This window comes from Desulfuromonas acetexigens, from assembly GCF_900111775.1.
Taxonomy (GTDB): Bacteria; Desulfobacterota; Desulfuromonadia; order Desulfuromonadales; family Trichloromonadaceae; genus Trichloromonas; species Trichloromonas acetexigens.
In genome coordinates, this window is the sequence record NZ_FOJJ01000001.1 from 496,633 (window position 1) to 521,971 (window position 25,339).

28 protein-coding genes are annotated in these 25,339 nt (G+C 59.2%); 6 read left to right on the plus strand and 22 right to left on the minus strand.

Translation table 11 applies throughout. The annotated features are described in order from the left end of the window. Nucleotide 1: 1 nt before the first annotated feature. Nucleotides 2–1,264, minus strand: a complete 1,263-nt coding sequence (locus tag BQ4888_RS02350; protein WP_092053145.1) for a M48 family metalloprotease — start codon at nucleotides 1,262–1,264, stop codon at nucleotides 2–4. Between the two features lie 285 nt (nucleotides 1,265–1,549). Between BQ4888_RS02350 and typA the strand changes: the two genes are divergently transcribed. Both typA and amrA read left to right on the plus strand, forming a co-directional pair. Further along, complete coding sequence (gene typA, locus BQ4888_RS02355) at nucleotides 1,550–3,361, plus strand: translational GTPase TypA (protein WP_092053148.1); 1,812 nt, start codon at nucleotides 1,550–1,552, stop codon at nucleotides 3,359–3,361. Nucleotides 3,362–3,500: 139 nt separating this feature from the next. Then, nucleotides 3,501–4,064, plus strand: coding sequence for an AmmeMemoRadiSam system protein A (gene amrA / locus BQ4888_RS02360; RefSeq protein WP_092053151.1), 564 nt, complete (start codon nucleotides 3,501–3,503; stop codon nucleotides 4,062–4,064). 71 nt (nucleotides 4,065–4,135) lie between these two features. Here amrA and BQ4888_RS02365 read toward each other — a convergent pair whose 3' ends face one another. Beyond that, the gene (locus BQ4888_RS02365; RefSeq protein WP_092053154.1) at nucleotides 4,136–4,495 is read right to left on the minus strand and encodes a PilZ domain-containing protein; all 360 of its coding nucleotides are present in this window, start codon (nucleotides 4,493–4,495) and stop codon (nucleotides 4,136–4,138) included. A 233-nt stretch (nucleotides 4,496–4,728) separates the two neighbouring features. Between BQ4888_RS02365 and BQ4888_RS02370 the strand changes: the two genes are divergently transcribed. Beyond that, a complete protein-coding gene (locus BQ4888_RS02370) occupies nucleotides 4,729–5,229 on the plus strand; it encodes an outer membrane protein (protein WP_176374238.1) in 501 nt (166 codons plus the stop codon). A gap of 19 nt (nucleotides 5,230–5,248) precedes the next feature. On the opposite strand, the gene BQ4888_RS02375 is transcribed toward BQ4888_RS02370, so the two are convergent. After that, a complete protein-coding gene (locus tag BQ4888_RS02375; RefSeq protein WP_092053159.1) occupies nucleotides 5,249–6,124 on the minus strand; it encodes an alpha/beta fold hydrolase in 876 nt (291 codons plus the stop codon). A gap of 18 nt (nucleotides 6,125–6,142) precedes the next feature. Next, nucleotides 6,143–6,403 carry a nucleoside triphosphate pyrophosphohydrolase family protein gene (locus BQ4888_RS02380; protein WP_092053451.1) on the minus strand — a complete coding sequence of 87 codons (261 nt, stop codon included), beginning with the start codon at nucleotides 6,401–6,403 and terminating at the stop codon, nucleotides 6,143–6,145. 95 nt (nucleotides 6,404–6,498) lie between these two features. On the opposite strand from BQ4888_RS02380, the gene BQ4888_RS02385 reads away from it, so the two are divergent. After that, a complete protein-coding gene (locus BQ4888_RS02385; RefSeq protein WP_092053162.1) occupies nucleotides 6,499–7,410 on the plus strand; it encodes a C40 family peptidase in 912 nt (303 codons plus the stop codon). 5 nt (nucleotides 7,411–7,415) lie between these two features. Here BQ4888_RS02385 and BQ4888_RS02390 read toward each other — a convergent pair whose 3' ends face one another. The 4 genes from BQ4888_RS02390 to BQ4888_RS02405 are packed head-to-tail and all read right to left on the minus strand — an operon-like array spanning nucleotide 7,416 to nucleotide 11,120. Continuing rightward, on the minus strand, nucleotides 7,416–8,207 hold the full coding sequence (locus tag BQ4888_RS02390; protein ID WP_092053164.1) for an FRG domain-containing protein: 792 nt from the start codon (nucleotides 8,205–8,207) through the stop codon (nucleotides 7,416–7,418). 19 nt (nucleotides 8,208–8,226) lie between these two features. After that, nucleotides 8,227–9,126, minus strand: coding sequence for a class I SAM-dependent methyltransferase (locus BQ4888_RS02395; protein WP_092053167.1), 900 nt, complete (start codon nucleotides 9,124–9,126; stop codon nucleotides 8,227–8,229). A 4-nt stretch (nucleotides 9,127–9,130) separates the two neighbouring features. Next, complete coding sequence (locus BQ4888_RS02400) at nucleotides 9,131–9,457, minus strand: YajD family HNH nuclease (protein WP_092053170.1); 327 nt, start codon at nucleotides 9,455–9,457, stop codon at nucleotides 9,131–9,133. A 16-nt stretch (nucleotides 9,458–9,473) separates the two neighbouring features. Further along, entirely contained in the window at nucleotides 9,474–11,120 is a 1,647-nt protein-coding gene (locus BQ4888_RS02405; protein ID WP_092053172.1) for a fatty acid--CoA ligase, read from the minus strand. A 170-nt stretch (nucleotides 11,121–11,290) separates the two neighbouring features. Here BQ4888_RS02405 and BQ4888_RS02410 point away from each other — a divergent pair, with 170 nt between their 5' ends. Next, complete coding sequence (locus BQ4888_RS02410; protein ID WP_092053175.1) at nucleotides 11,291–11,911, plus strand: hypothetical protein; 621 nt, start codon at nucleotides 11,291–11,293, stop codon at nucleotides 11,909–11,911. 65 nt (nucleotides 11,912–11,976) lie between these two features. Beyond that, nucleotides 11,977–12,534: a hypothetical protein gene (locus BQ4888_RS02415; RefSeq protein WP_092053178.1), complete on the plus strand. Its 558-nt coding sequence runs from the start codon at nucleotides 11,977–11,979 to the stop codon at nucleotides 12,532–12,534. Between the two features lie 90 nt (nucleotides 12,535–12,624). Here BQ4888_RS02415 and BQ4888_RS02420 read toward each other — a convergent pair whose 3' ends face one another. The 14 genes from BQ4888_RS02420 to rimP form a co-directional block, all read right to left on the minus strand. Beyond that, on the minus strand, nucleotides 12,625–13,017 hold the full coding sequence (locus tag BQ4888_RS02420) for a hypothetical protein (protein WP_092053180.1): 393 nt from the start codon (nucleotides 13,015–13,017) through the stop codon (nucleotides 12,625–12,627). 36 nt (nucleotides 13,018–13,053) lie between these two features. Then, nucleotides 13,054–13,668 (minus strand): L-threonylcarbamoyladenylate synthase, encoded by a 615-nt coding sequence (locus tag BQ4888_RS02425; protein WP_092053183.1) that lies wholly within the window; start codon nucleotides 13,666–13,668, stop codon nucleotides 13,054–13,056. 127 nt (nucleotides 13,669–13,795) lie between these two features. Beyond that, the gene (locus BQ4888_RS02430; RefSeq protein WP_092053186.1) at nucleotides 13,796–14,062 is read right to left on the minus strand and encodes a YbeD family protein; all 267 of its coding nucleotides are present in this window, start codon (nucleotides 14,060–14,062) and stop codon (nucleotides 13,796–13,798) included. Beyond that, nucleotides 14,049–14,507: a dUTP diphosphatase gene (gene dut, locus BQ4888_RS02435; protein ID WP_092053189.1), complete on the minus strand. Its 459-nt coding sequence runs from the start codon at nucleotides 14,505–14,507 to the stop codon at nucleotides 14,049–14,051. Before dut ends, BQ4888_RS02430 begins: the two co-directional genes overlap by 14 nt. Nucleotides 14,508–14,628: 121 nt before the next feature. Beyond that, nucleotides 14,629–16,728, minus strand: coding sequence for a polyribonucleotide nucleotidyltransferase (gene pnp / locus BQ4888_RS02440; RefSeq protein WP_092053192.1), 2,100 nt, complete (start codon nucleotides 16,726–16,728; stop codon nucleotides 14,629–14,631). Between the two features lie 218 nt (nucleotides 16,729–16,946). Beyond that, the gene (gene rpsO / locus BQ4888_RS02445) at nucleotides 16,947–17,213 is read right to left on the minus strand and encodes a 30S ribosomal protein S15 (protein WP_092053194.1); all 267 of its coding nucleotides are present in this window, start codon (nucleotides 17,211–17,213) and stop codon (nucleotides 16,947–16,949) included. 98 nt (nucleotides 17,214–17,311) lie between these two features. Continuing rightward, nucleotides 17,312–18,226: a tRNA pseudouridine(55) synthase TruB gene (truB, locus tag BQ4888_RS02450; RefSeq protein ID WP_092053196.1), complete on the minus strand. Its 915-nt coding sequence runs from the start codon at nucleotides 18,224–18,226 to the stop codon at nucleotides 17,312–17,314. After that, nucleotides 18,227–19,180: a DHH family phosphoesterase gene (locus BQ4888_RS02455; RefSeq protein ID WP_092053199.1), complete on the minus strand. Its 954-nt coding sequence runs from the start codon at nucleotides 19,178–19,180 to the stop codon at nucleotides 18,227–18,229. Continuing rightward, nucleotides 19,152–19,529, minus strand: a complete 378-nt coding sequence (locus BQ4888_RS02460) for a ribosome-binding factor A (RefSeq protein WP_092053202.1) — start codon at nucleotides 19,527–19,529, stop codon at nucleotides 19,152–19,154. Before BQ4888_RS02460 ends, BQ4888_RS02455 begins: the two co-directional genes overlap by 29 nt. Nucleotides 19,530–19,541: 12 nt before the next feature. Further along, entirely contained in the window at nucleotides 19,542–19,829 is a 288-nt protein-coding gene (locus tag BQ4888_RS02465; RefSeq protein WP_092053205.1) for a DUF503 domain-containing protein, read from the minus strand. A gap of 12 nt (nucleotides 19,830–19,841) precedes the next feature. Then, nucleotides 19,842–22,769: a translation initiation factor IF-2 gene (infB, locus tag BQ4888_RS02470; RefSeq protein WP_092053208.1), complete on the minus strand. Its 2,928-nt coding sequence runs from the start codon at nucleotides 22,767–22,769 to the stop codon at nucleotides 19,842–19,844. Then, complete coding sequence (locus BQ4888_RS02475) at nucleotides 22,769–23,365, minus strand: DUF448 domain-containing protein (protein ID WP_092053211.1); 597 nt, start codon at nucleotides 23,363–23,365, stop codon at nucleotides 22,769–22,771. Before BQ4888_RS02475 ends, infB begins: the two co-directional genes overlap by 1 nt. 10 nt (nucleotides 23,366–23,375) lie before the next feature. Then, complete coding sequence (gene nusA, locus BQ4888_RS02480) at nucleotides 23,376–24,653, minus strand: transcription termination factor NusA (RefSeq protein WP_092053214.1); 1,278 nt, start codon at nucleotides 24,651–24,653, stop codon at nucleotides 23,376–23,378. 91 nt (nucleotides 24,654–24,744) lie between these two features. Then, nucleotides 24,745–25,233, minus strand: a complete 489-nt coding sequence (rimP, locus tag BQ4888_RS02485) for a ribosome maturation factor RimP (protein ID WP_092053217.1) — start codon at nucleotides 25,231–25,233, stop codon at nucleotides 24,745–24,747. Nucleotides 25,234–25,339: the final 106 nt, after the last annotated feature.

Below are 25,339 nucleotides of genomic sequence, written 5' to 3' on the forward strand. Positions count from 1 at the left end.
GTCATTCCTCCAAAAACCGCAGTCGTTCAGCGGCGAATTTACCCAGTTTGCTGCGGGAATCGGCCTCGGCCACCGCCCGATAGAACTCCCGGGCGGCGGGACTCTTCCCCTCTTTTTCATAAGCCTCGGCGAGGAGAAAGGCGGCCCGTTGGGAGGGGAGCAGGCGCAGGGACGCTTCCAACTCGGCGATGGCCGCGGCCGTCCCCGCCTGTTGCAGATGGGCGTAACCGAGACCCATCCGCGAATAGTAGTAACGCTGATCGAGTGCCACGGCCTTGGCCAGATGAAGACGGGCGGAGCCGAGATCTCCGGCCTGCAGGTAGGCGGTACCGAGGGCGGCAAGAATGATCGATTCCTCGGGAGCCGCCGTGGCCGCCCGGAGATAGGTCGCCACCGCCTCGCGCAACTGCCCTCCCCGCTCCAGCGCGCGCGCCTCATCGTAAAGAACATAACCCGGAAGATTCGCGCGCAGGCGCTTGAGCGCCTGATTGAATTCCCCATTCCCGGTGCGCGTTACCGCCCCGACCAAAGCCCCGGACTCGCGGTCGAGTGCCTTTAGATCCTTGCCGGACAGGGGGTGGCGCTTCAGCATCCCCTCGCGCCATCCGGCCTCTCCCTGGGCCAGGAAAAACTCTTGCAGCCGCAGCCCTTCGCGGGGGTCATAGCCTGCCTTCGCCAGCCGGGACAGACTCCCGCGCAGGGCTTCCGCTTCCTGCCGGGCCGTGAATCGGCTTTTCAGCAGCAGACTGGCCCGTTCCGGCGCCAAACGGGCCTCGGGAGCGTAGGAAGGCCCGGAGACGGGAGGCGGCAGTTCCCCTTGGGAAGCCCCCGCCAGATGCGCCGCATGACCCTGTCGGACATGCTCCAGCTGATGGGCAAGCAGAGCCGCCAACGGCCCTTCCCTTTCAAATTCGGCCAGGAGGCCGCGGGTGACCAGGATAAAACCGCCGGGCAGGGCCAAGGCATCGGGGCGAGACTCGTTCACTACGACAAAGCGGCCCGCTTCACCGGGCGCGAGAAGGTGTTTGCCAACCTTCTGAAGATAGGCCTGCAGGGGATTGTCGGGATAGAGGCCGCCGAGGAGCTGACAGGTCGCCGGGAAGAGCCGCTCGCCGGTCCGGTTGGCGCGCTCATCGGCGGAAACTACGTCCGCCGCCTTCCCGGGGAGCACAACTTGGCTGCGGGGGGCCATCCGCGGCCCACCGCAAGCGGCCAAGAGCAGCATTAAAACCAGGGCCCCCGACAAAAGAATGCTTCGCGTCACAATCGACCTCCTTCGTTGGAAGGGGTCAGGATAAAGGAAAACGCCGGGGGGATAAAGGGCAAAGAGCAGCTGCAGATCAACAAAAAATCCCCGAAGTCGTCGTCAGGACGTTTTTTTCTGGCGCCGGTTGTGGAAAGCAGTATATATATATGCGGTTGTGCCGAGACAACCCGCGCCGCCTTATCCCGCTATCCCTATTTCCCCACTGGCGTTCCCGGAAGCCTTCCGCCGTCGCTATGGGATCGAAATCCGCGAAAAAACCAACCTCAGGAGCCATCGCTACACATGCCAGAAATGATTCGGAACATCGCCATTATCGCCCACGTCGACCACGGCAAGACCACCCTGGTTGACGCCATGCTCAAGCAGTCCGGGATTTTCCGCGAAAATCAGGTTATCACCGAGCGGGTCATGGACAGCAACGACATCGAAAAGGAACGGGGCATCACCATCCTCGCCAAAAACCTTTCGGTTCACCATAACGGTTACAAGATCAACATTGTCGACACCCCCGGCCATGCCGACTTCGGCGGCGAGGTCGAGCGCGTTCTGAAAATGGTCGACTCGGTGCTGCTGCTGGTCGACGCCTTCGATGGCCCCATGCCCCAGACCCGTTTCGTGCTGAAAAAATCCCTCGACCTGGGGATCAAGCCGATCGTCGTCATCAATAAGATCGACCGCCCCGGCGCCCGCCCCGATGAAGTCGTCAACCTGGTTTTCGACCTCTTCTGCGAACTCAACGCCAACGAGGAACAGCTCGATTTCCCCATCGTCTATTCGAGTGCCAAGCTCGGTTTCGCCAAACGCGAACTGAGCGACGAATCGAGCAATCTCGAACCCCTTTTCGAAATGATCCAGAAGCGGGTCGCGCCCCCCGTCGTCAATCCCGACGCCCCCTTCCAGATGCTGGTTACCAGCATCGACTATAACGAATACATCGGCCGAATCGCCACCGGCAAGATTTTCAACGGCCGAGTCAAAGCCGGCGAAACGATCGTCGCCATCGACCGCCAGGGCAAGCAGACCCGCGGCCGCATCAGCAAACTGCTTGGCTACGAAGGCCTCAAGCAGATGGAGATGGCCGAAGCCAGTGCCGGCGACATCGTCACCATTGCCGGCTTCGAGGAGGTCGGCATCGGCGAAACGCTGGCCAGCGCCGCCGATCCCCAGCCCCTGCCCTACGTCGCCATCGACGAGCCGACCCTCTCCATGAACTTCATGGTCAGCGACTCACCCTTCGCCGGCCGCGAAGGCAAATACGTCACCAGCCGCAACATCCGCGACCGGCTGATGAAGGAATTACGCACCAACGTCTCGCTGCGCGTCGAGGATACGGACAACACGGACACCTTCAAGGTCAGCGGCCGGGGGGAATTGCATCTGTCGATTCTCATCGAAAACATGCGCCGCGAAGGCTTTGAACTCTCCGTCTCCAAGCCCGAGGTCATCTTCCGCGAAATCGACGGCGTCCGCTGCGAGCCGATGGAATACCTGGTGATCGACGTGCCCGAGGAGTTTCAGGGGACGGTTATCGAAAAACTCGGGACCCGCAGGGCGGAAATGGTTTCCATGCAGCCGATGGACGGCACCAACCGCCTCGAATTCGTCATTCCCGCGCGGGGGCTGATCGGCTTTCGCACCGAGTTTCTCACCGATACCCGTGGCACCGGGGTGATGAATCACACCTTCCACGAATACGCCCCCTACAAAGGGCCCATCGTCGGGCGCAAGAACGGGGTGCTGATTTCCATGGAGAATGGCGAAACCGTCGCCTACTCCCTTTTCAACCTGCAGGATCGGGGGATCCTCTTCGTCGCCCCCGGGACGGACGTCTACGAAGGAATGATCGTCGGCCAGCATGCCAAAGAAAACGATCTGGTAGTCAACGCCTGCCGGGGCAAAAAGCTGACCAACGTCCGCGCCTCCGGTTCGGATGACGCCATACGCCTGACTCCGCCCAACGTCCTCACCTTGGAACAGGCCCTCGAATATATCGACGAGGATGAACTGGTGGAAGTGACGCCCAAATCGATTCGCCTGCGCAAGCGTTTTCTCGACGCCAACGACCGCAAGCGACAGGAAAAGACCCGGAAATAACGTCAGTAAGCCCCGCCACCCCGGCGGGGCTTTTTCGTTACCGACGATTCCCGGCCGCAAGAACTTGAAAATCCCGGAAATTGTCTCTATATTGACCCGGTCGAACGCCGAAGACGGCGCTCCCTGCCCAGGAGGAACCGTGGAACAGAACCTGACCCCCAAGGAACAAGCGATTCTCCTCGCCATCGCCCGCCAGGCGGTAGTCGCCTGCGTACACGGCGACAGCGACTATGTCGAGCCCCGCGAAGAGGAGGCCCTCAACGTCCGCCGAGGCTGCTTCGTGACCATCAAGCAACAGGGCCAGTTGCGCGGATGCATCGGCAACTTCCAGTCGGAGCTCCCCCTTTTCAAGGAAGTAGCGGCCATGGCCTGTGCCTCGGCCATCCGCGATCCCCGCTTTTATCCTATGAAAGAAAAGGACCTGGACGATTTCACCATCGAAATCTCGGTCCTCTCCCCCTTGAAAAAAATTGATGAAATCGAACAGATCGTCATCGGCCAACACGGCATCTATCTGGAAAAAGGCTATTACCGGGGAGTCCTCCTGCCCCAGGTGGCGACCGAGCGTCATTGGGACCGCTCTACCTTCCTCAAACAGACCTGCCTCAAGGCGGGACTGGCCGCCGACGCCTGGAAAGCCGAAGACTGCGAAATCTACATCTTCAGCGCCCAGGTCTTCCACGAAGGCGAAACCTCAGCTTAACGAGCCGTTCCACCAACGCAAAAAGGCGAAACCGACCGGTTTCGCCTTTTTGCGTTGGTGATAGAGAAAACTCAGACCGCGCCGCCAAAGGAATAGTACTTCATGATCATATCGATGCGCGCCGCGTCCTCTTCGGAGAGGTCGACGATGCGCAAGCCGGCGTCGAAAAAATCGGTATTGACCGAAGGGCGGCACCAGCGGCATTCGGCCGTGCATTCCACCTGGGAAGCTCCCCCCAGCTTTTTGGGGAGCAGGATCCGTAACTGGTAAAGCCGGTTGATCGCCAGGGGCTGTTCATGGATCAGCATCAAGCCTTCAGCGGTAAGGTCAACCAGCCGACCGGTCGGTTGATCGATTTCCACATCCACCACTTCCAGATAAAAAACCGTCTGTTTTCTTTGGCTTTTACGCTGTACCATTTCCGAACCCATGCCTCGCCTCCCGTCCGCTGAGATGTCGTCGTCCACCGCCGTCCGTCGGCGACATGAACCATCCTACACGAAACCTCCGGTTATCTCCATCCCCCAAAAGCTGACAAACAACTGAAAAAATTCATGGTCTGCATCTAGCCGCAGTCCTCGCGATTGTTGGACGACGCCATTAGTGATAGATTAATACCATGATCGCGAGTCGCTTCAAATACGGAGGACACCCACTCCTCGGCTTGGTCCTGTCACTGCTTCTTCCGACCCTCGTCGGCGGGGTGGAAATCGTCTTGCCGACGGAGACCCTGGGGCTCGGAGCCTTTCGCGAGTCGGTGCGCGATCTTTCGAACTACAGCCTGCTCCCCCCCGAGTTGACGGCTTTGGCCCCCAGCCTCAGTTCTCCGGCACCACTGGAAAGGCCCCTCTCCCTCGATAAGGTCGGCAGCATCGCCGCCCTGCGTCTGAGCACCGAGAGTCCCGTTTCCCCCTATGTCGGCGCCGGTTTAAACAAAATCGACGGCGACCAGGAATCAGTCTTCGAAACCTTCGCCCGCCGCGATGAGGGGGTACGCTATCAACTCGGTGCGGGGATCGGCGTCGACCTGGGGAAAGCGACCCGCCTCGGTCTCGATTACCGCTACACGCCCGCCGCCGACAGTTCCCTTCTGGAAGCCACCACTCCGGATGAGGTCGAAGGGGATCGCCACCGGATCTCCTTCGGCCTCGAATTCCTCTTCTGAAAAAGTCAGTGCCGCCGCCCTAGCCTCGGTGTTCCACCAGAATCTCGTCCATGTGCCGGAGCGGCAGAGAAAAATGTCCCTCGTCGGGAATCAGGCGCGACCGGCAATGGGGCAGACTCGCCACCAGATGGTCGACCAGCACGCGGGGGACGGTGCGATCCGCCGTGCCGTGCCAGAGTCGCACGGGAAGATTCAACTCCGACAAGGGGAAATCCCAGGCCGCGCGATAGATGGCCATGTCGGCAATGACGCCGCGTCCTTTTTGTGACAGGGCTTCACGCAGAGACTGGGCCATCGTCGAAAAAATGCCGGCATCCCGAAAGAGCGCGCGATCCTCGGGCGGAGCAACAAGAAGCAAGGCGCGCAAAATCCCTTCCGGATAGCGGCAGGTCAGGCGCAGAAGCTTATCTCCCAACCACCGGGAAAAACCGGGAAAACGTTGCGACCCCGCCAGAGCACCGCGTAGCGGCCGAGGCAGCTTGAAAGACAAGGCGGGGTCGCCCAGAGGCCCCAAGGGGCAGACCAGGCTCAACAACTCCACCCGTTCGTTAAGTGCGTAGGCACAGGCCAGAGCAAAGGGGGCGCCGCCGGAAACGCCGAGAATCCCGAAGTCTTTCAGTCCCAACGCGTCGGCCAGGGCCGCCACATCCGCCGGCCAATCGCTCAGACGACGACCGGGGAGATCGTCGGAGCGCCCGTAACCCGGCCGATCCACGGCAATCAGGCGAATCCCCAGGCGAGCAGCGGCAGCGGCGGCCAGGACCGCCTCCAGCCGGGAGCCGGGAAAGCCATGAAAATAGAAGACCGGCCGGCCCTCCACCGCGCCGTATTCGGCATAGGCGAGCCTGCGGCCATCCTTCAGCAGGTGCACCAGAGCGCTTCGCTCGTCAATCATGCCCCTCCCCTTTCCTTCTCAAGGGGCATCGAGCAAGCCCGCCAACTTCTCCAGCTTGCGGGCCACCGCCGCCTTGACCCGTTCTTCGCCAAACATCCAGGTCAGCTGGCCGATCATCAGGGTGACATCGGCGAGTTCCGAGACGATCTGCTCCTCATCGACCTTGTCCCGTTTCAAATGTTTGAGCGCCGCGATCAGTTCGGCACACTCTTCAATTGTCTGATCGTACTGGGCTTCGACCCCCCATTTTTCCAAGGCCGCCCGATAGACCCGCTCCATATCCTTCACTGACAATCCTCCCTGTCCATCTTGTTAATCCCCGCCCCCTGTGTTAATCTTCCCGCCATTCATCCACATTTAATCCATGAGATTCCATGACTTATCGCATCTTTTGTCGACTCGTTTCCCTATTGTTTGTAACTTTGCTCGTCAGCTGCCTGGCGACCGAACCCCGACGCCCGCTCTCGACGGCGGTCTTCCCTCCGGGGGCGGAACCGGCGAAAAGTGCGCCCATCGCCAAAAAATCCACGCCCCAAGAGAAACCGGTGCCACCCCCCCCCGCGCCCAAGCCGACGACCGAGAAACAAGACGAAAAGACCTCCCAGCCGGATCTGGTCTGCGCCACGCCCCCAGCGCCGTTGAAAATCCTCGGCTACTCCATTCAGGTCGGCGCCTTTTCCAACCCCGACAACGCCGTCCGCTTCGCCGCCCTGCTCGAAAGCCGGGGGATCGACGCCTATTCCTTCCTGCACGAATCAGGGTTGTACAAGGTTCGCTTCGGCGATCACGACACTTACGCCGCCGCCCGCGGCGAAGCGGAAAGCTTGCAACAGCAGAAGATGATCGATGAGTTCTTCGTCGTTCGCCCCGAAGACAGCACGGTGGAACGGATCCGGCGCAGCGGCAAAGGGGATCTACGCGCGGAGTTGGTCGATACCGCCCGGCGTTTTCTCGGCATCCCCTATCTCTGGGGAGGGACCGACGCCCAGGATGGGTTCGACTGCAGCGGCCTGGTCATGGTCACCTATCGCCTCAACGGCCTCAAGCTCCCCCGCACCTCCCGCGAGCAGTTCTGCGCCGGGAAACCGGTGGAAAAAAATGAGCTGCGCCAGGGGGATCTGGTTTTTTTCGCCACCAACGGCGGCAAAACCATCTCCCACGTCGGCCTTTATATCGGCGCCGGAAAGTTCATTCACGCCCCTCGTCGCGGCAAGGATGTCAGCATCACCAGCCTGAGCAGCCGCTATTACCAGAAACGCTACATGGGCGCGCGGTCGTATCTTTGACCACCCTACCCCTTCGGGCTGTAATGGCGTTTGAGCCAGCGGCTGAGGCCGTCGAGGCCGGGGAATAGAACGCGTTCGGTGATGTTGCCCTGATCGAGTTTGTCGCGGATTTCCCACTTGAGTTCGGCGGGGATGATGATCTTGCGCCAGATGGCGGGATGATCCTCGAGCCATTGGTCGACCGGCTTGTGAGGATCAGACATGATGGAGAAGAAGGCGAACTGGTTGACGATGCGGTCCTCCATGGAGGGTGGCTCGAAGAACATGACGAAATCTTCCATCGCCAGGTTGCCGAGATCCCCCAGGGACCAGATCGATTCGGCCAGCATCTCGACGGTGAAGACGTTGGCCCCTTCCCGCTCTAAAGCGCCGCGCAGGCTGGCCGGAAGCATCTGGTGGGCCTGCACGTAATTGACCGCCCAGATGACGCCGTCGACATCGAACTTCTCGATATTGGCGGTGGCGAAATGCATGGCGACGAAAGGGGAATAGGTCCAGTCGAGGAGGCGGGTCGGCAGACCGAAATGCTGGGCCATGGAGAGCCAGTGCCAGACCGAGTCGCCGCCGGCTACGGAACGGTGGGCGTATTTTTTGAAATTGCGCAGGATGTGCCGTTCGATATCGACAAAGTTGCCGCCGAGACGAATCAGGCCGGTGAGCAGTGGGTAATGAGCGTCGGAAAGACCGCGAAAGGCGTTGCGGGAACGGAAACGCCCGAGATGGGGGCTCCAGGAGTCGCTGAAAAGTTCTTCCTGCAACTCGTTCCAACTGGAAATGCGGATTTCGTTGCTCTCCATGCGTTCCCCCTGGCTGAGTTTAGGGCAAGCGATAATGAAAGAGACAGGTTCCCTGATCAGGATCAATCTCGGGAAAATCCTCCCCCGGCCTCCGCTCGGCGAGCAGTTCCGCCGTCGGCAGCAGTGAGAGGACCAGTCCTTCGATCAGACCCGGCGGCAGCCCGGGGCCGTTGCGGCAGGCGAGAAATTCCCCGCCCGGTGCCAAAAGGTCGGGCAGACGGCGCAGCAGTTTCGGCCAGTGACGCTCGGCGGTGAAACTCTCCCCCTGGGTCGCCGGCGGGTCGCAGATGACCAGATCGAAGGGCCCCAACCGCGTCAGTTTGCCGAAACTCTTGAAGAGTTCGTGGGGCAGATAACCGACCCGGCGGGGATCGAGACCGTTGAGCCGGTGATTGAGGCGACCGAGTTCCAGGGCGCCCCGGTTCATATCGAGGTTGACCACCCGGCGCGCATCGCCGGCCACGGCCGCCACGGAAAAGCCGCAGGTGTAGGCGAAGAGATTGAGCACCTCGCGCCCCGCCGCGATGTGCCGCACCAGGCGGCGGCCGCCGGCCATATCGGGGAAAAAGCCGACGTTCTGCCCCTGCCCCAGGCGCAGGCGATAGCGCAAACCGTCCTCGACGGCATCAACCTCGGCGGGAAGCTCGCCGACCAACACCCGACTGGGGACGTTCGGTAAAAACCGTTCCTGCAGCAGCACCGCCGTCGTTCCCGGCACCTCGTGCAGCAGCAGAGCGGCAAGGCCCGCCAGCCACTGCGCCGGGCGCGGTTGATGGAGAATGACCAGGACCAGAGGCCCGTAGCTGTCGATGGTCAGATCTTCAAACCCAGGAAAAGTGCGGCCGCGTCCGTGAAAGATACGGCGAGCCGCGCCGGCGGCGGGCAAACGGCGGCGGATTTCATCACGCACAAGTTCCATCGGACTACTTTTTCCCGCCCTTCAGATAATCCCCCAACAGACTGCGGCTGTGCTCGTCGTCGTGGCAGTAAACGCAGAGATTTTCCCAGTTGCTGCCGTCAGCGGGATTGTTGTGATGGTTGCCGTCCTTGTGATGGACAGTCAACAGATGGAGATTATCAGCTTCGAACTCCCGGCCGCACTTGGCGCAAATCCAGCCATGGAGTTTGAGGGATTTTTCCCGGTAGCTGCTGCCGGCCTCCATCTCGCCCTTCATCTTGCGCACCAGCGCATCGGCCTCTTCTTGCGTTTTGACTGTCACCGGCTTGCGTGGTCGAAAGCTCTTGACCATCCCGAAGGCCCTCCTCTTACAGATATTTTTCCCGCAAAGCCACCTTGTTGACCTTGCCGACGCTGGTCTTGTCGATCGCCTCGACAAAACGCACCTTAAGCAGCACCACCTGCTTGGAGATCATCCCCTTTTCGGTATATTCCCTGACGAAGTTCAATATCCCCTTTTCCGCCGCTTTCTCCTCCCCCTCTTCCCGGCGCACGACCAGAGCCAGGGGGCGTTCCCCCCAGCGGTCGTCGGGCTGGCCGATCACCGCCACTTCGGCCACCGCCGGACAGTGGGCGATGATATCCTCCAGCTCCAGGGTGGAAATCCACTCGCCACCGATTTTGATGACATCCTTGGTGCGGTCGGTGATTTTCACATAGCCCCGGCCGTCGACATTGGCGACGTCGCTGGTGTGCAGCCAACCCCCATCCCAGAGCTTCTCCGAGGCTCGATGATCCTTGAGATAGCCCTGGGTCAGCCAGGGCGTCCGCACCACGATCTCCCCCGAGGAACGGCCGTCGTGGGGAACATCCCCGCCCTGTTCGTTGACTACCCGCAGTTGCACCAGCGGCAGCGGCACCCCGGTTTTGCAGCGAATTACGGCCTGTTCTTCGACGGAAAGATCGAACATCTCCGGCGTCAAATGGGCCAGGGTGAGGATGGGACAGGTTTCCGACATGCCGTAACCGGTAAAGATATCGATGCCTTTGCGCATCGCCTCGAGACACAAAGCTTTGGAGAGGCCGGCGCCGCCGATGATGACCTTCCAGCGGGAAAGGTCGATCTTCTCCGCAAGGGGGGACTTGAGCAGCATGTGCAGGATGGTCGGCACGCAGTGGGAAAAGGTGACCTGCTCCCGGTCGATGAGTTCGAGCAGATGATCGGGAACGTAGCGCCCGGGATAGACCTGTTTGAGCCCCATCAGGGTCGCGGCATAGGGCAGGCCCCAGGCGTGAACATGAAACATCGGGGTGATCGGCATGTAGACATCCTGGCGATGCAACCGCCCCTGGGAAAGGGGGGTGGCCAGGGCCGTCACCACGCCGAGGGTGTGCAGCACCAGTTGCCGGTGGCTGAAATAGACCCCCTTGGGCAGGCCGGTGGTCCCGGTGGTGTAGAAGGTAGTGGCGCGGGTGTTCTCGTCGAAATCGGGGAATTCAAAATGGGTATCCGACTCGGCGAGCAGCTCTTCGTATTCCCCGGCGATGGGGATGGAAGAGTGCGGCGACTGGGCTTCGTCGTTGAGCAGGACATAGCCTTTCAGGGTATCGATCCGCCCTTTGATCTGATCGAGAATCGGCAGGAAATCGCTGTTGATCAGCAGGATGTCATCCTCGGCATGATCGATGGTATAGAGAATCTGCTCGGGGGAGAGTCGGACGTTGATGGTGTGCAGCACGGCGCCAAGCATGGGGACGGCGAAGAAACACTCGAGATAGCGATGGCTGTCGTAATCCATCACTGCCACCGTATCTCCGGCCTTGACCCCGAGACGGGTGAGGGCGTTGGCCAGTCGACAGATGCGTTCGCGCAGTGTAAGGTAATTGCCGCGCCACTGATCGCGATAGACGATCTCCTGCTCGGGATTATTCGCCAGGGGGGCGTACAGCAGTTGTTTGATGAGCAGTTGATAGGAGTAAGCCGAATCGGTGCGCGAGATCAGGCTGTCAGGCATGAGAACGACCTCCGTCGAGGGGATGGATATATTCCTGAGAGCAAACCGGTCGGCAGGATACCATCGGCGGCGACCGACGGAAACAAAAAATCCCCGCCTATTATGTCCCGACGCAAACCGATCCGCCCGCGCGGGAACCCCCTTTTTCGCCTTAAATCCAGGAGAATCCCATGTTTCTTCGTCTCTTCACCGGCTTCGCGCTGCTCCTGACCCTGAGCCTTTCCGGTGCCTGCACTCCGCGTCCGGCATCCCTCATCACCTTTCCCCCCATGATCGAACGGATCGCCCTGCTGCCGGTCTTCTTCGCCGGCCGCGCCAAGGACCGCTACATGGAGCATCGTGCCGGCCAGGAAATCCTCTGGCAGAGCAAACGCCTGCTGGAACTCCGGGGCTATCGGGTGGTGACCGTGGCCGACCCGAGCGGCGGCGGCTGGCTCGCCCCTTTCCGTCCCGAACTGGCCAGCCCCGGCTATTTCCTTGACCTCGCCCCGGAAGAAGCCGAGGCCGTGCTGCTGATCCGGGTCGAACATTTCCTCGATGGCGCCCTGCATGGCGGGGGCGGCCCCGGAAGTCTGAGCGGTGCCGGGGAGGAACTGGAAATTCACGCCACTGCCGAAATCATCGACCGGCGTAGTGGCGCCCTGCTCTACAGCCGCTACGGCATCGGCCGCTCCCTCGGTGCGGCCCTCACCGGGGTCCATGAAATGCGTGCCGCCGGCGATCTCGCCCAAGCCCTTTTTTATCCCCTGGCCCATCGCGGCAACCTGCCGAAAATGGCGAACGATCAGTAAGTATTGGACCGAAGAGGGATATCCGGGTATAATTCCCCAACTTTTCCCCCTCGGACAGGTTTTTTATGAAATTGCGCGTGTTTCTCTTCGCTCTCTTCGTCGCTTGCCATACCCTCTTGCCTTTGCTGGAGCTGGAACGACTATCCCGCATAGTCGCCGGCTCCGTCTACTGGCCCCTGCAGGTCCTCGCCTGGATCAAGCTGCCGGTCTTCGCCGGCCCGCTGAACAATGGCTGGGCCGCGCCCTCTTTTTACGGCTGGTTTGTCGTCCTCGTTCTCTGGGGCGCCCTCTGGTGGCTGCTGGCCGCCATCCTCGCCCACCCCTTTCGTAAAACCACCGCCCCAACCCCGACATCGACCCACGAAGGGAATCCCCTCTTTCGCCTCGTCGCCAACACCCTGGTCAACGGCACCGCCCTGCTCCTCTACGGCATTGGCCTCGCCGCCCCCTTGACCCGGTCGGTAGGCCGCACGTCCTTCGTCGAGATCCTGCTCTTGGTCGGCCTCCCCTGCGCCCTGCTCGTGGTCTGCGCCAGCAAGACCCGGAAACTGGTGAACAAAACCTACTTCCTGTTGCAAAGCGTAGTCCTGGTCGGCTCCGCCATCTATTTCATTTATTTCTAAACCAGACGTTTACCGCGAACAAAAAAACGGGGACCCGGGCTTTTAGGTCCCGGATCCCCGTTTTTCATTTCTGTCGCTAAAGAAGCCCGATCAGCAGCCGCAACCACAATTGTGGCAAACCTTTTTATTGTGATCCTCGGGCTCGATCGTTTCCGGGGCGAAGGCGACCCGATTAATCCCGCGCTTGAGATCCTCGATGAGATCACGATTGGGACTGGTGCCGATGATGTGCCCCAGGCAGAGATTGACGAAGCCGTCGCGGGGGGAACGAAGCCGGATCGAATTCAGGATGTCGCCATAACCGTTGATGACGATGACCATTTCCGGCTCTTCGTGATGGCGCAAGGTCACGCCGCAACGGGCCAGTTCCTCTTGCGCGCCGGCGAGAAAATCGGCGATGGCGCCCTCGTCGACCTGAAAGTTCCAGTCCTCGCGCGGATTGTAGCGCCCATAGAAAACGACGGTGAGCTCTTTGTTATCCATTCAATCCTCCCGGTTCAGGGGGCGAAAAGCCAGCCGTTACAATTGATGTATCCAGGAGAGATCGCCGCTCCCCTCGCGCAGGACTTCTACTTGATCGCCGATCAGGCTGATGACCGTCGACGGATTCCCCATGCGGATGCCGCCATCGACCACCAGGTCTAGCTGCCGTCCCAGGGAATCGTGAATCAAAGACGGGTCTCCGAGCGGTTCTTCCCCGGAGATATTGGCACTGGTCGTCACCAACGGATGACCGAGTTCCCGGACGATAGCCAAGGCGATATTATCGTCAGGAATACGGATGCCGACGGTCTTCTGCTTGGTGGTCAGGGTATCGGGAACGATGCGGGTCGCATCCAGAACGAACGTGTAGGGACCGGGAAGATTGCGCTTTAAGGTGCGAAAGGCGAAATTGCTGACTTGGGCGTAGTTGGCAACATCGGAGAGGTCGGCGCAGATGAAGGAAAAGGGCTTGCGCGGGTCACGCTGTTTGATCTGATAGATCTGCTTGACCCCTTTTTTATTGAAGATATCGCAGCCAATACCGTAGGTGGTGTCGGTGGGGTAGACGATCACCCCCCCCTCACGGAGACATTCGACAACCCGAGTAATGAGACGTTTCTGCGGGTTTTCGGGATTGATGGCCAGAATCACAGGAAGCTCCTCGCGACGGACAATCTGAATGGTCTTTTACCGGGCCAGGATCATAGCACAAGCCCGGCACGGGAAAAAGAGCTAAGATGGCCAACCAACGGCGCCGAGCAAGAGCCTTGAGCGGTGATCAGAGTAGATAACTTAGCCGCGGAACGTCTTTGAGAGCGGCATAGATTCCATGCAACTGCTGGAGATTGTGCAGTCGCACCAGAACGGAAACAGATTGGTGGCGGCCGCCGCTGCTGGACCGAACCTTCATGGCATCGCTGCTCACGGGAGTGACCGAGGCAACCGCCAGGCGTACCGCCGCGACGAATTCACCGTCGTTGGGACCGAAGGCCTTGAACATATGATCACAAGGAAATTGGATCTCGACGGCGCTAGGGGTTGTCATCAGCGACCCCCGTATGGCCGAACCCGCCGGAATCGCGCGCGGTCGCGGACAGTTCCGAAACTTCGCGCAGCACCGCTCGGCACACCGGTGCGATCAGAAGCTGCGCGATTCGATCGCCATCGGCGATACGTACCGCTTCCTGACCGTGATTGATAAGAATCACGCCAAATTCCCCGCGATAATCGGCATCGATGGTCCCCGGGCTGTTGACCAGAGTCAGACCCTGCTTGAGTGCCAGTCCGGAGCGAGGGCGCACCTGACCCTCAAAGCCAGGCGGGATGGCCAGGGCCAGGCCGGTGGGGATCAGGGCCCGCGCCCCCGGCAAAAGGGTCAAGGGGGCATCGAGACAGGCGTGGACATCCATTCCCGCTGCGTCCTCGGTCATGTAGCGGGGCAATCGCGCCTGCGCGCGTACACGGCATATTTCCACCGGAATCTTATCCATGACATCCTCCCAGATTGAACGACTCGCCACCTGGCAACCGGAAGGCCGGGGGCCACGAAATGCGCCCCCGGCCTGTATCCGGTTCACCCTATGACAAAACAGGGGTATGTGGGAATAAAACTCAGCCTTCGGTCGGCAGATTCTCGCCGAGGGCTTCCTTGCGGGAGAGTTTGATCTTGCCCTGTTTGTCGATACCGATGCACTTGACCAGGACCTGATCCCCTTCGTTGATGACGTCAGTCACGGCCTTGACGCGCTCTTTGGCCAGCTCAGAAACATGCACCAGACCGTCGGTGCCGGGATAGATTTCGACAAAAGCGCCGAATTCCATGATCTTGCGCACGGTTCCCATGTAAAGCTTACCCACTTCGGCTTCCTGGGTCAGGTCGCGGATCATCTTGATGGCCCGCTTGGCCGCCTCGCCATCAGCGGAAGCGATATGGATGGTCCCGTCATCCTGGATATCGATGGCACAACCGGTCGCCTCGATGATGCCACGAACGTTCTTGCCGCCCGAGCCGATAACAGTGCGCACCTGATCGGACTTGACCTTGATGCTGGTAATACGCGGCGCATACTGGGAAAGATCAGCCCGCGGTTTGTCGATCGCCTTGGCCATTTCGCCGAGGATATGAACTCGGCCGGCACGAGCCTGGTCGAGAGCCTGACGCATGATATCTTTGGTGACCCCAGAGATTTTAATGTCCATCTGCAGGGCCGTCACGCCATTGGCGGAACCGGTCACTTTGAAGTCCATATCGCCAAGGTGGTCTTCGTCGCCGAGGATATCGGAAAGGATGGCGACGTCGTCACCTTCCTTGATCAGTCCCATGGCGATACCGGCGATCGGTTCCTTGACCGGGACGCCCGCATCCATCAACGACAGCGAAGCCCCGCAAACCGAAGCCATGGACGAAGAGCCGTTCGACTCGAGAACATCGGAGACGATGCGGATCGTATAAGGAAAGTCTTCATGTTTCGGCAGAATTTTCGCGGCGCTGCGCTCGGCCAGCATGCCATGACCGATTTCGCGACGGCCGGGGAAAAGACGCATGCTCGTCTCACCGACACAGAAGGGAGGAAAGTTGTAGTGCAGCATGAACTTCTTGAATTCCATCCCCTGCACGTTGTCCATGCGCTGCTCATCGGACGAAGTGCCGAGCGTCGTCGCCACCAGGGCCTGGGTTTCACCGCGGGTGAAGAGCGCACTGCCGTGGGCGCGGGGGAGCACACCGATTTCACAGCTGATGGGACGAATGGTGGTCATATCGCGGCCATCGATGCGGATGCGGTCCTTGGTCACCATCTGCCGCACCACCCGCTTTTCCAGGGATCCGAGAATCGCGCCAATTTCTCCTGCGCGGTCGGGATACGCTTCGGCCAACTGCGCCTGAACAGCGGTGCGGTTATCAGCCAAAGCGGCATAACGCTCCTGCTTGGTGCGGATTTTCACCGCGTCGACGATCCGGCTTTCGGCCAGTTCGGTCACCTTGCCCTTGAGTTCGGCATCGGTCTCGGCCACAACGAACTCACGCTTGGCAATCCCGACCAGTTTGGCCAACTCGGACTGGGCCGCGATCAGCGGTTGCAGCGCCTCATGACCAAAGAAAATAGCGTCGAGCATCTCAGATTCAGAAAGGAATTCCGCTTCCCCTTCGACCATCATCACCGCATCCTTCGAACCGGAGACGACGATTTCGAGATCGCTCTGGGTGCGCTGCTCGTTGGTCGGATTGGCAACCAATTTACCTTCAACACGGCCAACACGTACTGCAGCGATCGGCCCCTCAAAAGGGATATCGGAAACGGCTACCGCGGCCGAAGCGGCCACCATCGAAAGGGTGTCCGGGTCGTTGATCATGTCGGCGGAAATCACCGTCGGCATAATCTGGGTTTCAAACATGTAGCCCTTGGGAAAAAGCGGCCGCATGGGACGGTCGATCAATCGACAAATCAGCGTCTCACGCTCGGTGGTGCCGCGCTCACGACGAAAGAAGGAACCGGGAATTTTGCCGCCGGCATAGAATTTTTCCTGATAATTGACGGTCAGGGGAAAGAAATCCTGGCCCTCGCGCATCTTCCGGGCCGAGACCACGGTACAAAGAACCTTGGTATCGCCGTAGGTAATGACCACAGCGCCGTCGGCCTGGCGGGCCATCTTGCCGGTTTCGATGGTCAGGGGTTGTCCGTTAAACTGTACTTCTACTTTTTGAAAAGCCATGTTTTCTCCTTCGCCGCCGTTAACGCCAGAGCGCCTTGCAGCGACGTCATTTGTGCCTTACTGATGTGTGAACAAAAAATGGCACAGGAGGCAGGCCTGAGACAGTCTCCGCCATCCCCTCGGAATGTCGGACCCTCTCTCCGGACAACCTCCAGAGCCATCGACCAAAAAAAGAAGGCAGCCGCTTTCCGTCGCAACGAAAAGCGTGCTGCCCGATACTATCTGCGGATACCCAGTTCCTTGATCAGGTTGCGGTAGCGCTCGACACTTTTATTTTTCAGGTAATCGAGCAGACGCCGCCGCTGACCGACGATTTTGAGTAGACCGCGCCGGGAATGGTGGTCTTTCTTATGGGTGCGGAAATGCTCGGTGAGATAGGTAATCCGCGCGGAAAGAAGCGCAACCTGCACCTCGGGAGAACCAGTATCCCCCTCGTGAGTCTTGAATTTGTCGATAAGTTCCTGTTTGTTTTCCGTGGCCAGCACTGTGCCATCTCCTTTCAATCAAATATGCCAAGAGGGTTCCTGGCCTTAGAGGTTAAAGTAGCGGATTATTATCACAAACACGTTGGATTGTAAAGACTCTATCGTGACGAACACGCAGCAGGGAAAACCCGCAGCAACTCGAAATCTCCCCGCGTCTCCCGTAAGCGCCGAGGATCGAAGCGGGCCACCGCCCGCAAGTTACCGTGATCGAGAAGTAGGACTCGGTCCCCTTCCCCGGGAAGGGCTCCGTCGCTGATTTCGGAAATAGAGGGCGGAATCCCGTTGCGCAGTCGCGCCGTCGCCGCCTCGTCAAGATTCAGGGCGGTAAATTCGGTCAGACTTTCCAACAACGAGCGCAACGGCAAGGATTCGGGATCTTCCCGATAATCCTCCAGAGAGACCGCATCGGCCTCGTCAAAACAACCGCTACGGGTACGACGCAAAGCCGTCAAGTGGGCGCCACAGCCGAGGGCCTCACCCAGATCATGAGCCAGGGTGCGGATATAGGTGCCCTTGGAACACTCCACCAGCAAGGTCACCAACGGCAGTTCGACGGCTTCGATGTCGATCCGGTGGATGGTGATTTCACGGGCTTCCCGCTCGACTTCGATCCCCTGACGGGCCAGTTTGTAGAGAGGCACACCGTCCTTTTTCAGAGCCGAATACATCGGCGGCACCTGGCGGATCGTTCCGGTCAGATCCGCACAGGCCCGGTGCAGGGCATCAACCGTAACCCCGAGCCAAGGCCTTCTTTCAAGGAGAGTCCCCTCGGCGTCCTGGGTATCGGTACTTTCCCCGAGTTTGAGGGTGGCGCGATAGGTTTTGCGTCCATCCATGAGAAACTGGATGATCCGCGTCCCTTGACCAATCCCGACGAGCAACAGGCCGGTAGCCATGGGGTCGAGGGTTCCGGCATGCCCGACCTGGCGTTGGCGGCAGAGACGGCGGACCTGACGCACGACATCATGGGAGGTGACACCTTGCGGCTTATCGACGACGAGAATTCCGTTCATCTAGCCGGCGAGCAGACTATCGAGGCGGGAGAAGACCGTGGCGCGAACTTCATCCAAGGTTCCGTCGACGACCGCGCCGGCGGCATTGTGGTGACCACCCCCGCCGAACTCCCGGCTCAGGGCACCAACATCAATGCGTCCTTTGGAACGGAACCCGAGCTTGAAAGAAGTTGCAGAGACCTGGCGGAAAAAGATGGCTACTTCAACGCCACGCACCGAGCGGGGATAGTTGACAAAGCCGTCAGTATGTTCGGCACCGGCCCGGGCCTGGTCATACATCGCCTGGGTCACGGCCACTGAGGCGTAGCGCCCGCAAGAAGAAACGGTCAAGGTCGCCAGGGCCTGGGCGAGAAGACGCAGACGCTTTTCATCCTGACTCTCATAGAGAGAGGAGGCGACATCCCAGGGGTTAACCCCTCGGGCGACCATTTCCGCAGCAGTGGTGAAAGCCTCGGGATTGGCATTGGAATAACGGAAGGAGCCGGTATCGGCGAGAATGGCGGTATAGACACAGAGGGCCACTTCCTGGGACAGGGGTCGGCCCGAGGCTTTGACCAGGCGATAGATCATGGCACCGGTGGCGCTGGCCTCCTCATCGACGTAGTAGACATCGCCGAAATCTTCGGAAAAAGGATGATGATCGATATTGACCAGGGAGCGACAGACCTCCTTGAGATGGGCACCGGCGCGCCGTAATTCCCCCGCATCGAGGACAAAACCGACATCGAAGGTCTCACCGGGCGGAATCTCGGAAACCAGGTTCTCGGCCCCGGGCAAAAAAGCGTAATCCTGAGGAACCCCGTCCCGATTGTAGGCAAGGACGTCTTTGCCGCACTCCCGCAGGAAATTGGTCAGAGCCAAGGTCGAAGCCATGGCGTCGCCGTCGGGGCTTTCGTGGGAGGCGACCAAAAAACTCCGGCCTGCTTCAATTTTCTCCAGAATCGTCCTGATCATCCGTGTGCTCAGTATTGACCTGACGTAGCAGGGCATCGATGTGGTTGCCGTAAGCCAGGGAATGGTCGAACTGAAAGAGCAGTTCGGGAACAAAACGCAGACGCAACCGCTTAGCCAGTTCCCGCCGAAGAAAAGGGACGGAACTCTTCAGGCCTTTTTCCGTATTTTTCACCTCGGCATCCGAACCGATGGCGGAAAAGAATATCCGGGCCAGACCCATATCGGAGGTAACTTCCACCGCGGTGATGGTGACGAAGCCGACACGCGGATCCTTAAGCCCCTTAATGAGCAGGGCTGAGACCTCCTTGTGGATCTGCTCAGCGACGCGATGTGAACGTTGAAATTCCAAGCTTTTTTCCTGTCAATAATGAAGAAACTCGATAAAACGATCGACAATTTCGGCGAAACCGGTCTCTTCAATGGACTCGGCTAGGCGTTCATAGACCCGATGAATCGCCCCCTCGTCGTGGTGTACCATGGCGAAACCCAGGGAGGTGCGTTGCCAAAGATCCTGGGCATCGACCTCGGCGCAGGAAAGGGGGAAATCGTTACGGCAACGCGCCAGGAGTTTTTTTACCAGTCCGCGCTTTTCCTTGAGCGAATGCGGGGCATGAAGAAGGATTTCCAGTCGCAAAACCCCAACGATCATGCCAGGCTCCTCCTAGAGCGAAGTCTTGATCGACTCTATCTCAAAGGCTTCAATCACGTCACCGATTTTGACGTCGTTGTAGTTTTCCAGGCCAATACCGCACTCATAGTTGTTCGCGACCTCGCGGACATCGTCCTTAAAACGTTTGAGTGAACTCATGCGGCCTTCCCAGATCACGACATTGTCCCGCACCAAGCGAACGCTGGCACCGCGCACGATCTTGCCGTCAACCACATAGCTACCGGCGATCGTACCGACCTTGGAAACCACGAAGGTGTCGCGTACTTCCGCGCGTCCCAGGTATTTTTCACGCAGGGTCGGGGCGAGCAAACCTTCCATGGCGTCGCGGATGTCGGCCACAGCGTCGTAGATGATGTTATAGAGGCGAATGTCAACCCCTTCGGACTCGGCCATCGACGCGGCCTTCGGTTCAGGACGAACATTGAAGCCGAGAACGATCGCATCGGAGGCCGAAGCCAGGGTGATGTCGCTCTCAATGATGCCGCCAACACCCGTGTGAATAACGATCAGGCGACAGGCATCGGTGGAGAGTTTGAGCAGCGAATCCTTGACCGCCTCCACGGATCCCTGAACATCCCCCTTGATGATAATTTTGAGCTCTTTGACATCCCCTTCTTTGATGCGGGCGTAAAGTTGCTCCAGGGATATCTTGCTGGACTTGGCCAACTCGGCTTCCCGGACCTTCTGGGCACGGTGCTGAGCGACTTCCTTGGCGGTCTTCTCGTCCTCGACGGAGTGGAAGCTATCACCAGCCTCAGGCACCCCGGAAAGACCAGTCACCTCCACAGGACAGGAGGGGCCGGCCGCCTCGACGCGCCCACCCCGGTCATCGACCATAGTCCGCACCCGGCCATAATGGACCCCGGTTACGATCGGATCGCCGATCCGCAGAGTTCCTTCCTGAACCAGAACCGTGGCCACCGGACCGCGCCCTCGATCGAGACGGGCCTCGACAATAACACCCTTGGCGCGCTTGTTGGGATTGGCCTTGAGATCCATCACCTCCGCTTGCAGCAGAATCATCTCCAGCAACTGGTCGATGTTGATTCGCTGCTTGGCGGAAACTTCGACATAAATCGTCTCTCCCCCCCATTCTTCGGGGAGCATGCCAAATTCGGTCAACTCCTGCTTGACCTTGTCGGGGTTGGCGTCGGGCTTGTCGATCTTGTTGATCGCCACCAGAATCGGAACCTCAGCGGCCTTGGCATGATTGATCGCCTCTTTGGTCTGAGGCATGACGCCATCGTCAGCGGCGACGACAAGAACAACGATATCGGTGGACTTGGCTCCCCGAGCACGCATGGCGGTGAAAGCCTCATGACCGGGGGTGTCGAGGAAAGCAACCTTCTTGCCGCCCAACTCGACATCGTAAGCCCCGATATGCTGGGTGATCCCGCCGGCCTCCCCTTCGGTGACGTTCGTGGCACGGATGGCATCGAGCAGGCTGGTCTTGCCATGGTCAACGTGACCCATGATGGTCACGACCGGCGGCCGCGGCAGCAGATTCTCGAGAGATTCCGCTTCTCCGGCACGGCTGCTGGCGTGCTCAAGAACGGTCTCCTCGTCAAAGGCGACGTTCTCCACCTCGTAGTTAAATTCATTGGCGAGTAGCGCGGCGGTTTCAAAATCAAGGGGGTGGTTGATGGTCACCATGGTCCCCTGACGCATAAGTTCCTTGATCAGATCGTTGGCCTTTACCCCCATGCGTTTGGCAAGTTCGCCCACGGTAATCACGTCGCTGATACGAATGATACGCTTGATCGCCTTGGAAACGGTAACTTCGGTCTTCTTGACGGCCTTAGCCCCCTTGCGACCGCGACGGAGCCTATCACCCCGTTCCGGTTCGAAGACTTCTCGTTTCTGCCGACGCTTCGCACCGTCGCTCCCAACACTACCGTCGCTGTAGTCCGCCCCCTTGCCTTTTTTATTCTTTTTGCCGCCACGGGCTTCCTTGGCGGGAAAAACTTCCGTAGAAGGCGCCGGGATCGAAGGGCCTCGAGCACCCCGTGGGGCACCGCCGGCGGGACCACCGAACGACCGACCGGAACCGGCGTCACCGGCCCCGCGTGGCGCACCACCAGCTGGGCGTGGGGAACCACCAGCTGGGCGTGGGGCTCCTCCAGTCGGACGGGGGGCACCGGTGCCAGGTCGTTCCTCTCGGGTTGCCGGCGCGCGGCGTCCAGGAGCCGCCCCCCCCGAACGTTCGGGGCGACCAGCGTCACGGCCGCGATTATCCTGCATCGCCGAAGCCGGCAGTTCAACCCGACCTAGAATTTTGGCGCGAGAAGCTGTTGCTTTTTGCGGTTCCCGTTCCTTGGTCTCCGTCATCGGACGCGCCGTAGACGTAGGCTTAACCTCTGGGGTCTTGACTGCGGACTTGGCCGCAACGACCACTTCGGATTCAATAGATTTTTCTTTACTCGTTACCGTCGCAACGGGTTTTTCCACAACTTGCGGCTCAGGCTGAGACACAATCGGCGCTTCAGCGACAACCTCTTTCGGCTCATCCTTGGACACGGGAGCGTGTGAAGAGGGAGAAGGGGGCTCGGCCTCTTCTTTGGGCGCGACAGTGGAAGGTTCGGACACAGAAGGTTTCTCTGTCGTGACCGTGGAAGCGGGAACACTTAGCTTTTCCTCAGCGGAGGCAGAAGCGACTTGTGAAGAAGATTCAACAGCCACAGCCTCGGTCGTGGGCTTGACATCCTTGCGCCGGCGACGGATAACGCCGGAGGTAATCCGCTCCTCCTCGACGACTTCGGTCTGCGGTGAGGCCTGGGCTTCAAACTTTCGCAGATCTTCGTCCTCAAGAAAGCTTCTCTCGCTCTTCACTTCGACCCCGGCTTTCTGCAGCCGCTCCATGACCTCTTTCGAGTCCAGGCCCAACTTCTGAGCCAATTCGGAAACCTTTGTCTTTCCCATCAAATCTCCCCTACCATCTGCTTGTATCGTAACATTTCCGTCTTAACCGATTCGGCTAACGCACCCGCTTTGAGCGCGACCACACTGCGCTCTTCCTTGCCTAGCATTCTTCCGAGACGCTCTTTATCAAGCAGCCTCCAGCAAGGAATCTGCCGGTACGTCGCACTTGAGATAATCTTATCGGCGATACCGGAAGACACATCCTCGGCCAGCATGACCACCGCGACCTGCCCTGGAACCGCCATTGCGTCAAGGACCAGTTTACCGCCGGACAATACGACACCCGACTTCTTAGCCATCCCCAGGAGGTTGACAATCTTACCCTCGATGGCGGCTAAGAGCGCTACATTCAAAACCACCGGGTCAACGACTAGAGCATCCCGCCGAAATGTCCGTTGAAACTGGCGTCGCTGAACCGCCAGAGCTAAACACTCCCGGCTCAAACACGTATAAGCGCCGCGCCCCGGAAGACGTCCCCGATAGTCGACCAGAAGTTCACCGTCGGGGGAGAGGACATACCGAACCAGGTCATGCTGTTCCATAACCTGTCGGCAACCGAGACAGGTACGCTTGGGCATATGCCGTTTCTCGGCCATTCGTTAGCAATCAACTCTCTTCAGAAACGGCGGAATCGGCCGCATCCGCTTGATCAGTCGCGACAAGAGGAGCAAGATGGCGCGCCAGTTCTTCCTTGGTCATGGCGCTTCGTCCCGGGACATCGAATTCCTTGGCCATCTCGTAAAGCTCATCTCGAGTATGGCGGGCGGCCAATCCGGCAGCCGCATCAGACTCCGACTCAACGGCGATGTCGTCCTCCTGAGCCGTCAGGAGAGACTCCTCCTGATCAATCTCAGCAGCCCGGGTCTCGCTCTTGATATCGATCTTCCAACCAATGAGCTTAGCGGCAAGGCGTACATTCTGTCCTTTCTTGCCAATAGCCAGGGACAGTTGATCATCAGGCACAATGATTTCGAGCGCCTGCTCGTCGGCGTCGACATAGACCCGTGCCACTTCGGCAGGGGCCAGGGCCGCACAAGCGAAACGGGCAGTATCGGGGGACCAGGGGATGATATCAATCTTCTCTCCCCGCAGCTCGGAAACAACATTCTGTACCCGGGAACCGCGCATGCCAACACATGCCCCCACCGGATCAACATCGGGATCGTGGGAAACAACGGCGATTTTGGCACGACTGCCGGGCTCACGGGAGACCGCCTTGATTTCGACAATTCCTTCGGCAATTTCCGGAACCTCGAAAGCAAAGAGTGCGGCAACCACCCCAGGATGGGTCCGGGACATGATGATCTGCGGCCCCTTAGTCGACATCTTAACGTCGGAAATATAGGCCCGCACACGATCCCCTTGACGGTAGTTCTCCCGGGGTACTTGCTCCCGGTGAGGAAGCAAAGCTTCCGCGCGGCCCAGATCGACAATCAAATCACCCCGTTCATAGCGGCGAACGATACCGTTGACCAACTCGCCGATGCGATCCTGGAACTCGTTAAAAACACCTTCCCGCTCAGCTTCGCGAACCTTCTGGATAATCACCTGCTTGGCCGTTTGAGCAGCAATGCGGCTGAAATTACTCGCATCCAGCTTCATCCCAAGGGAGTCCCCGAGCTCAACCTCAGGGTCAACCTCCTGAGCCTCGGCCAAGTCAATCTCCTTGTAGGAGTCCTGAACCTCTTCAACGACCGTGACAAATTCGAAAACTTCGACCTCACCCAGTTCGTTGTTGTAATGAGCCTCAAGATCCCGGGTATTGCGGTATTTCTTGTTGGCGGCCGAAAGCACGGCGGACTCCAGAGCTTCGACCAGCACTGCCCGGTCAATCCCCTTGTCCTTCACTACCTGGTCGATGATGTGGTTAAGATTGGTGACCATCGCAACTTCCCCCTGTATCCAAAACGCTTGGGGCGTTGGCGCCCCCACGGCGGCTGTAAATCTCCACCGGAAGCGCCAGCCTTATTAATGTTTAAAAATCAAATTCAAGGTTTCCCTTGTCGATTCCAGCGAAAGGAATCTCGACAAGGCCACCTTTTTTGTCTTGTTGTTCAATACGAACGCAATCGCCTTCGACCCCCACCAGAATACCGGAAAAGGTCTTGCGGGCATGACCGCGCTGATCGGGGTCCAGACTCTCGAAGGTCTTAACCTTGACCAGACGACCAGCGAATCGTTGATAATCGTCGATTTTCTTCAACGGCCGGTCCAGACCGGGAGAAGAAACCTCCAGACGATAAGCGGTGCGGATGAGATCTTCGACTTCCAGAACGGCACCGACCTCGCGACTGACTTCAGCGCAGTCATCCAGCGTCACGCCGCCCGGCTTATCAATAAAGAGGCGAAGAAACCAGTCCCGTCCCTCGTGCTTATATTCAAGCTCGACCAATTCCAGACCAAAACCTTCAAGAATCGGCTCGATAATGGCGGTAAGTTGTTCCAACAATGTCTGCTGAGCCACGTTTTCCCATCCTCAAATAAAAAAAGTGAGCAAGGGCCCACTTTCTTCATAGTGAACAAATTAACAGCTGGATTTTTACCATGCCGGCAGGCGGATTGCAAGGGAA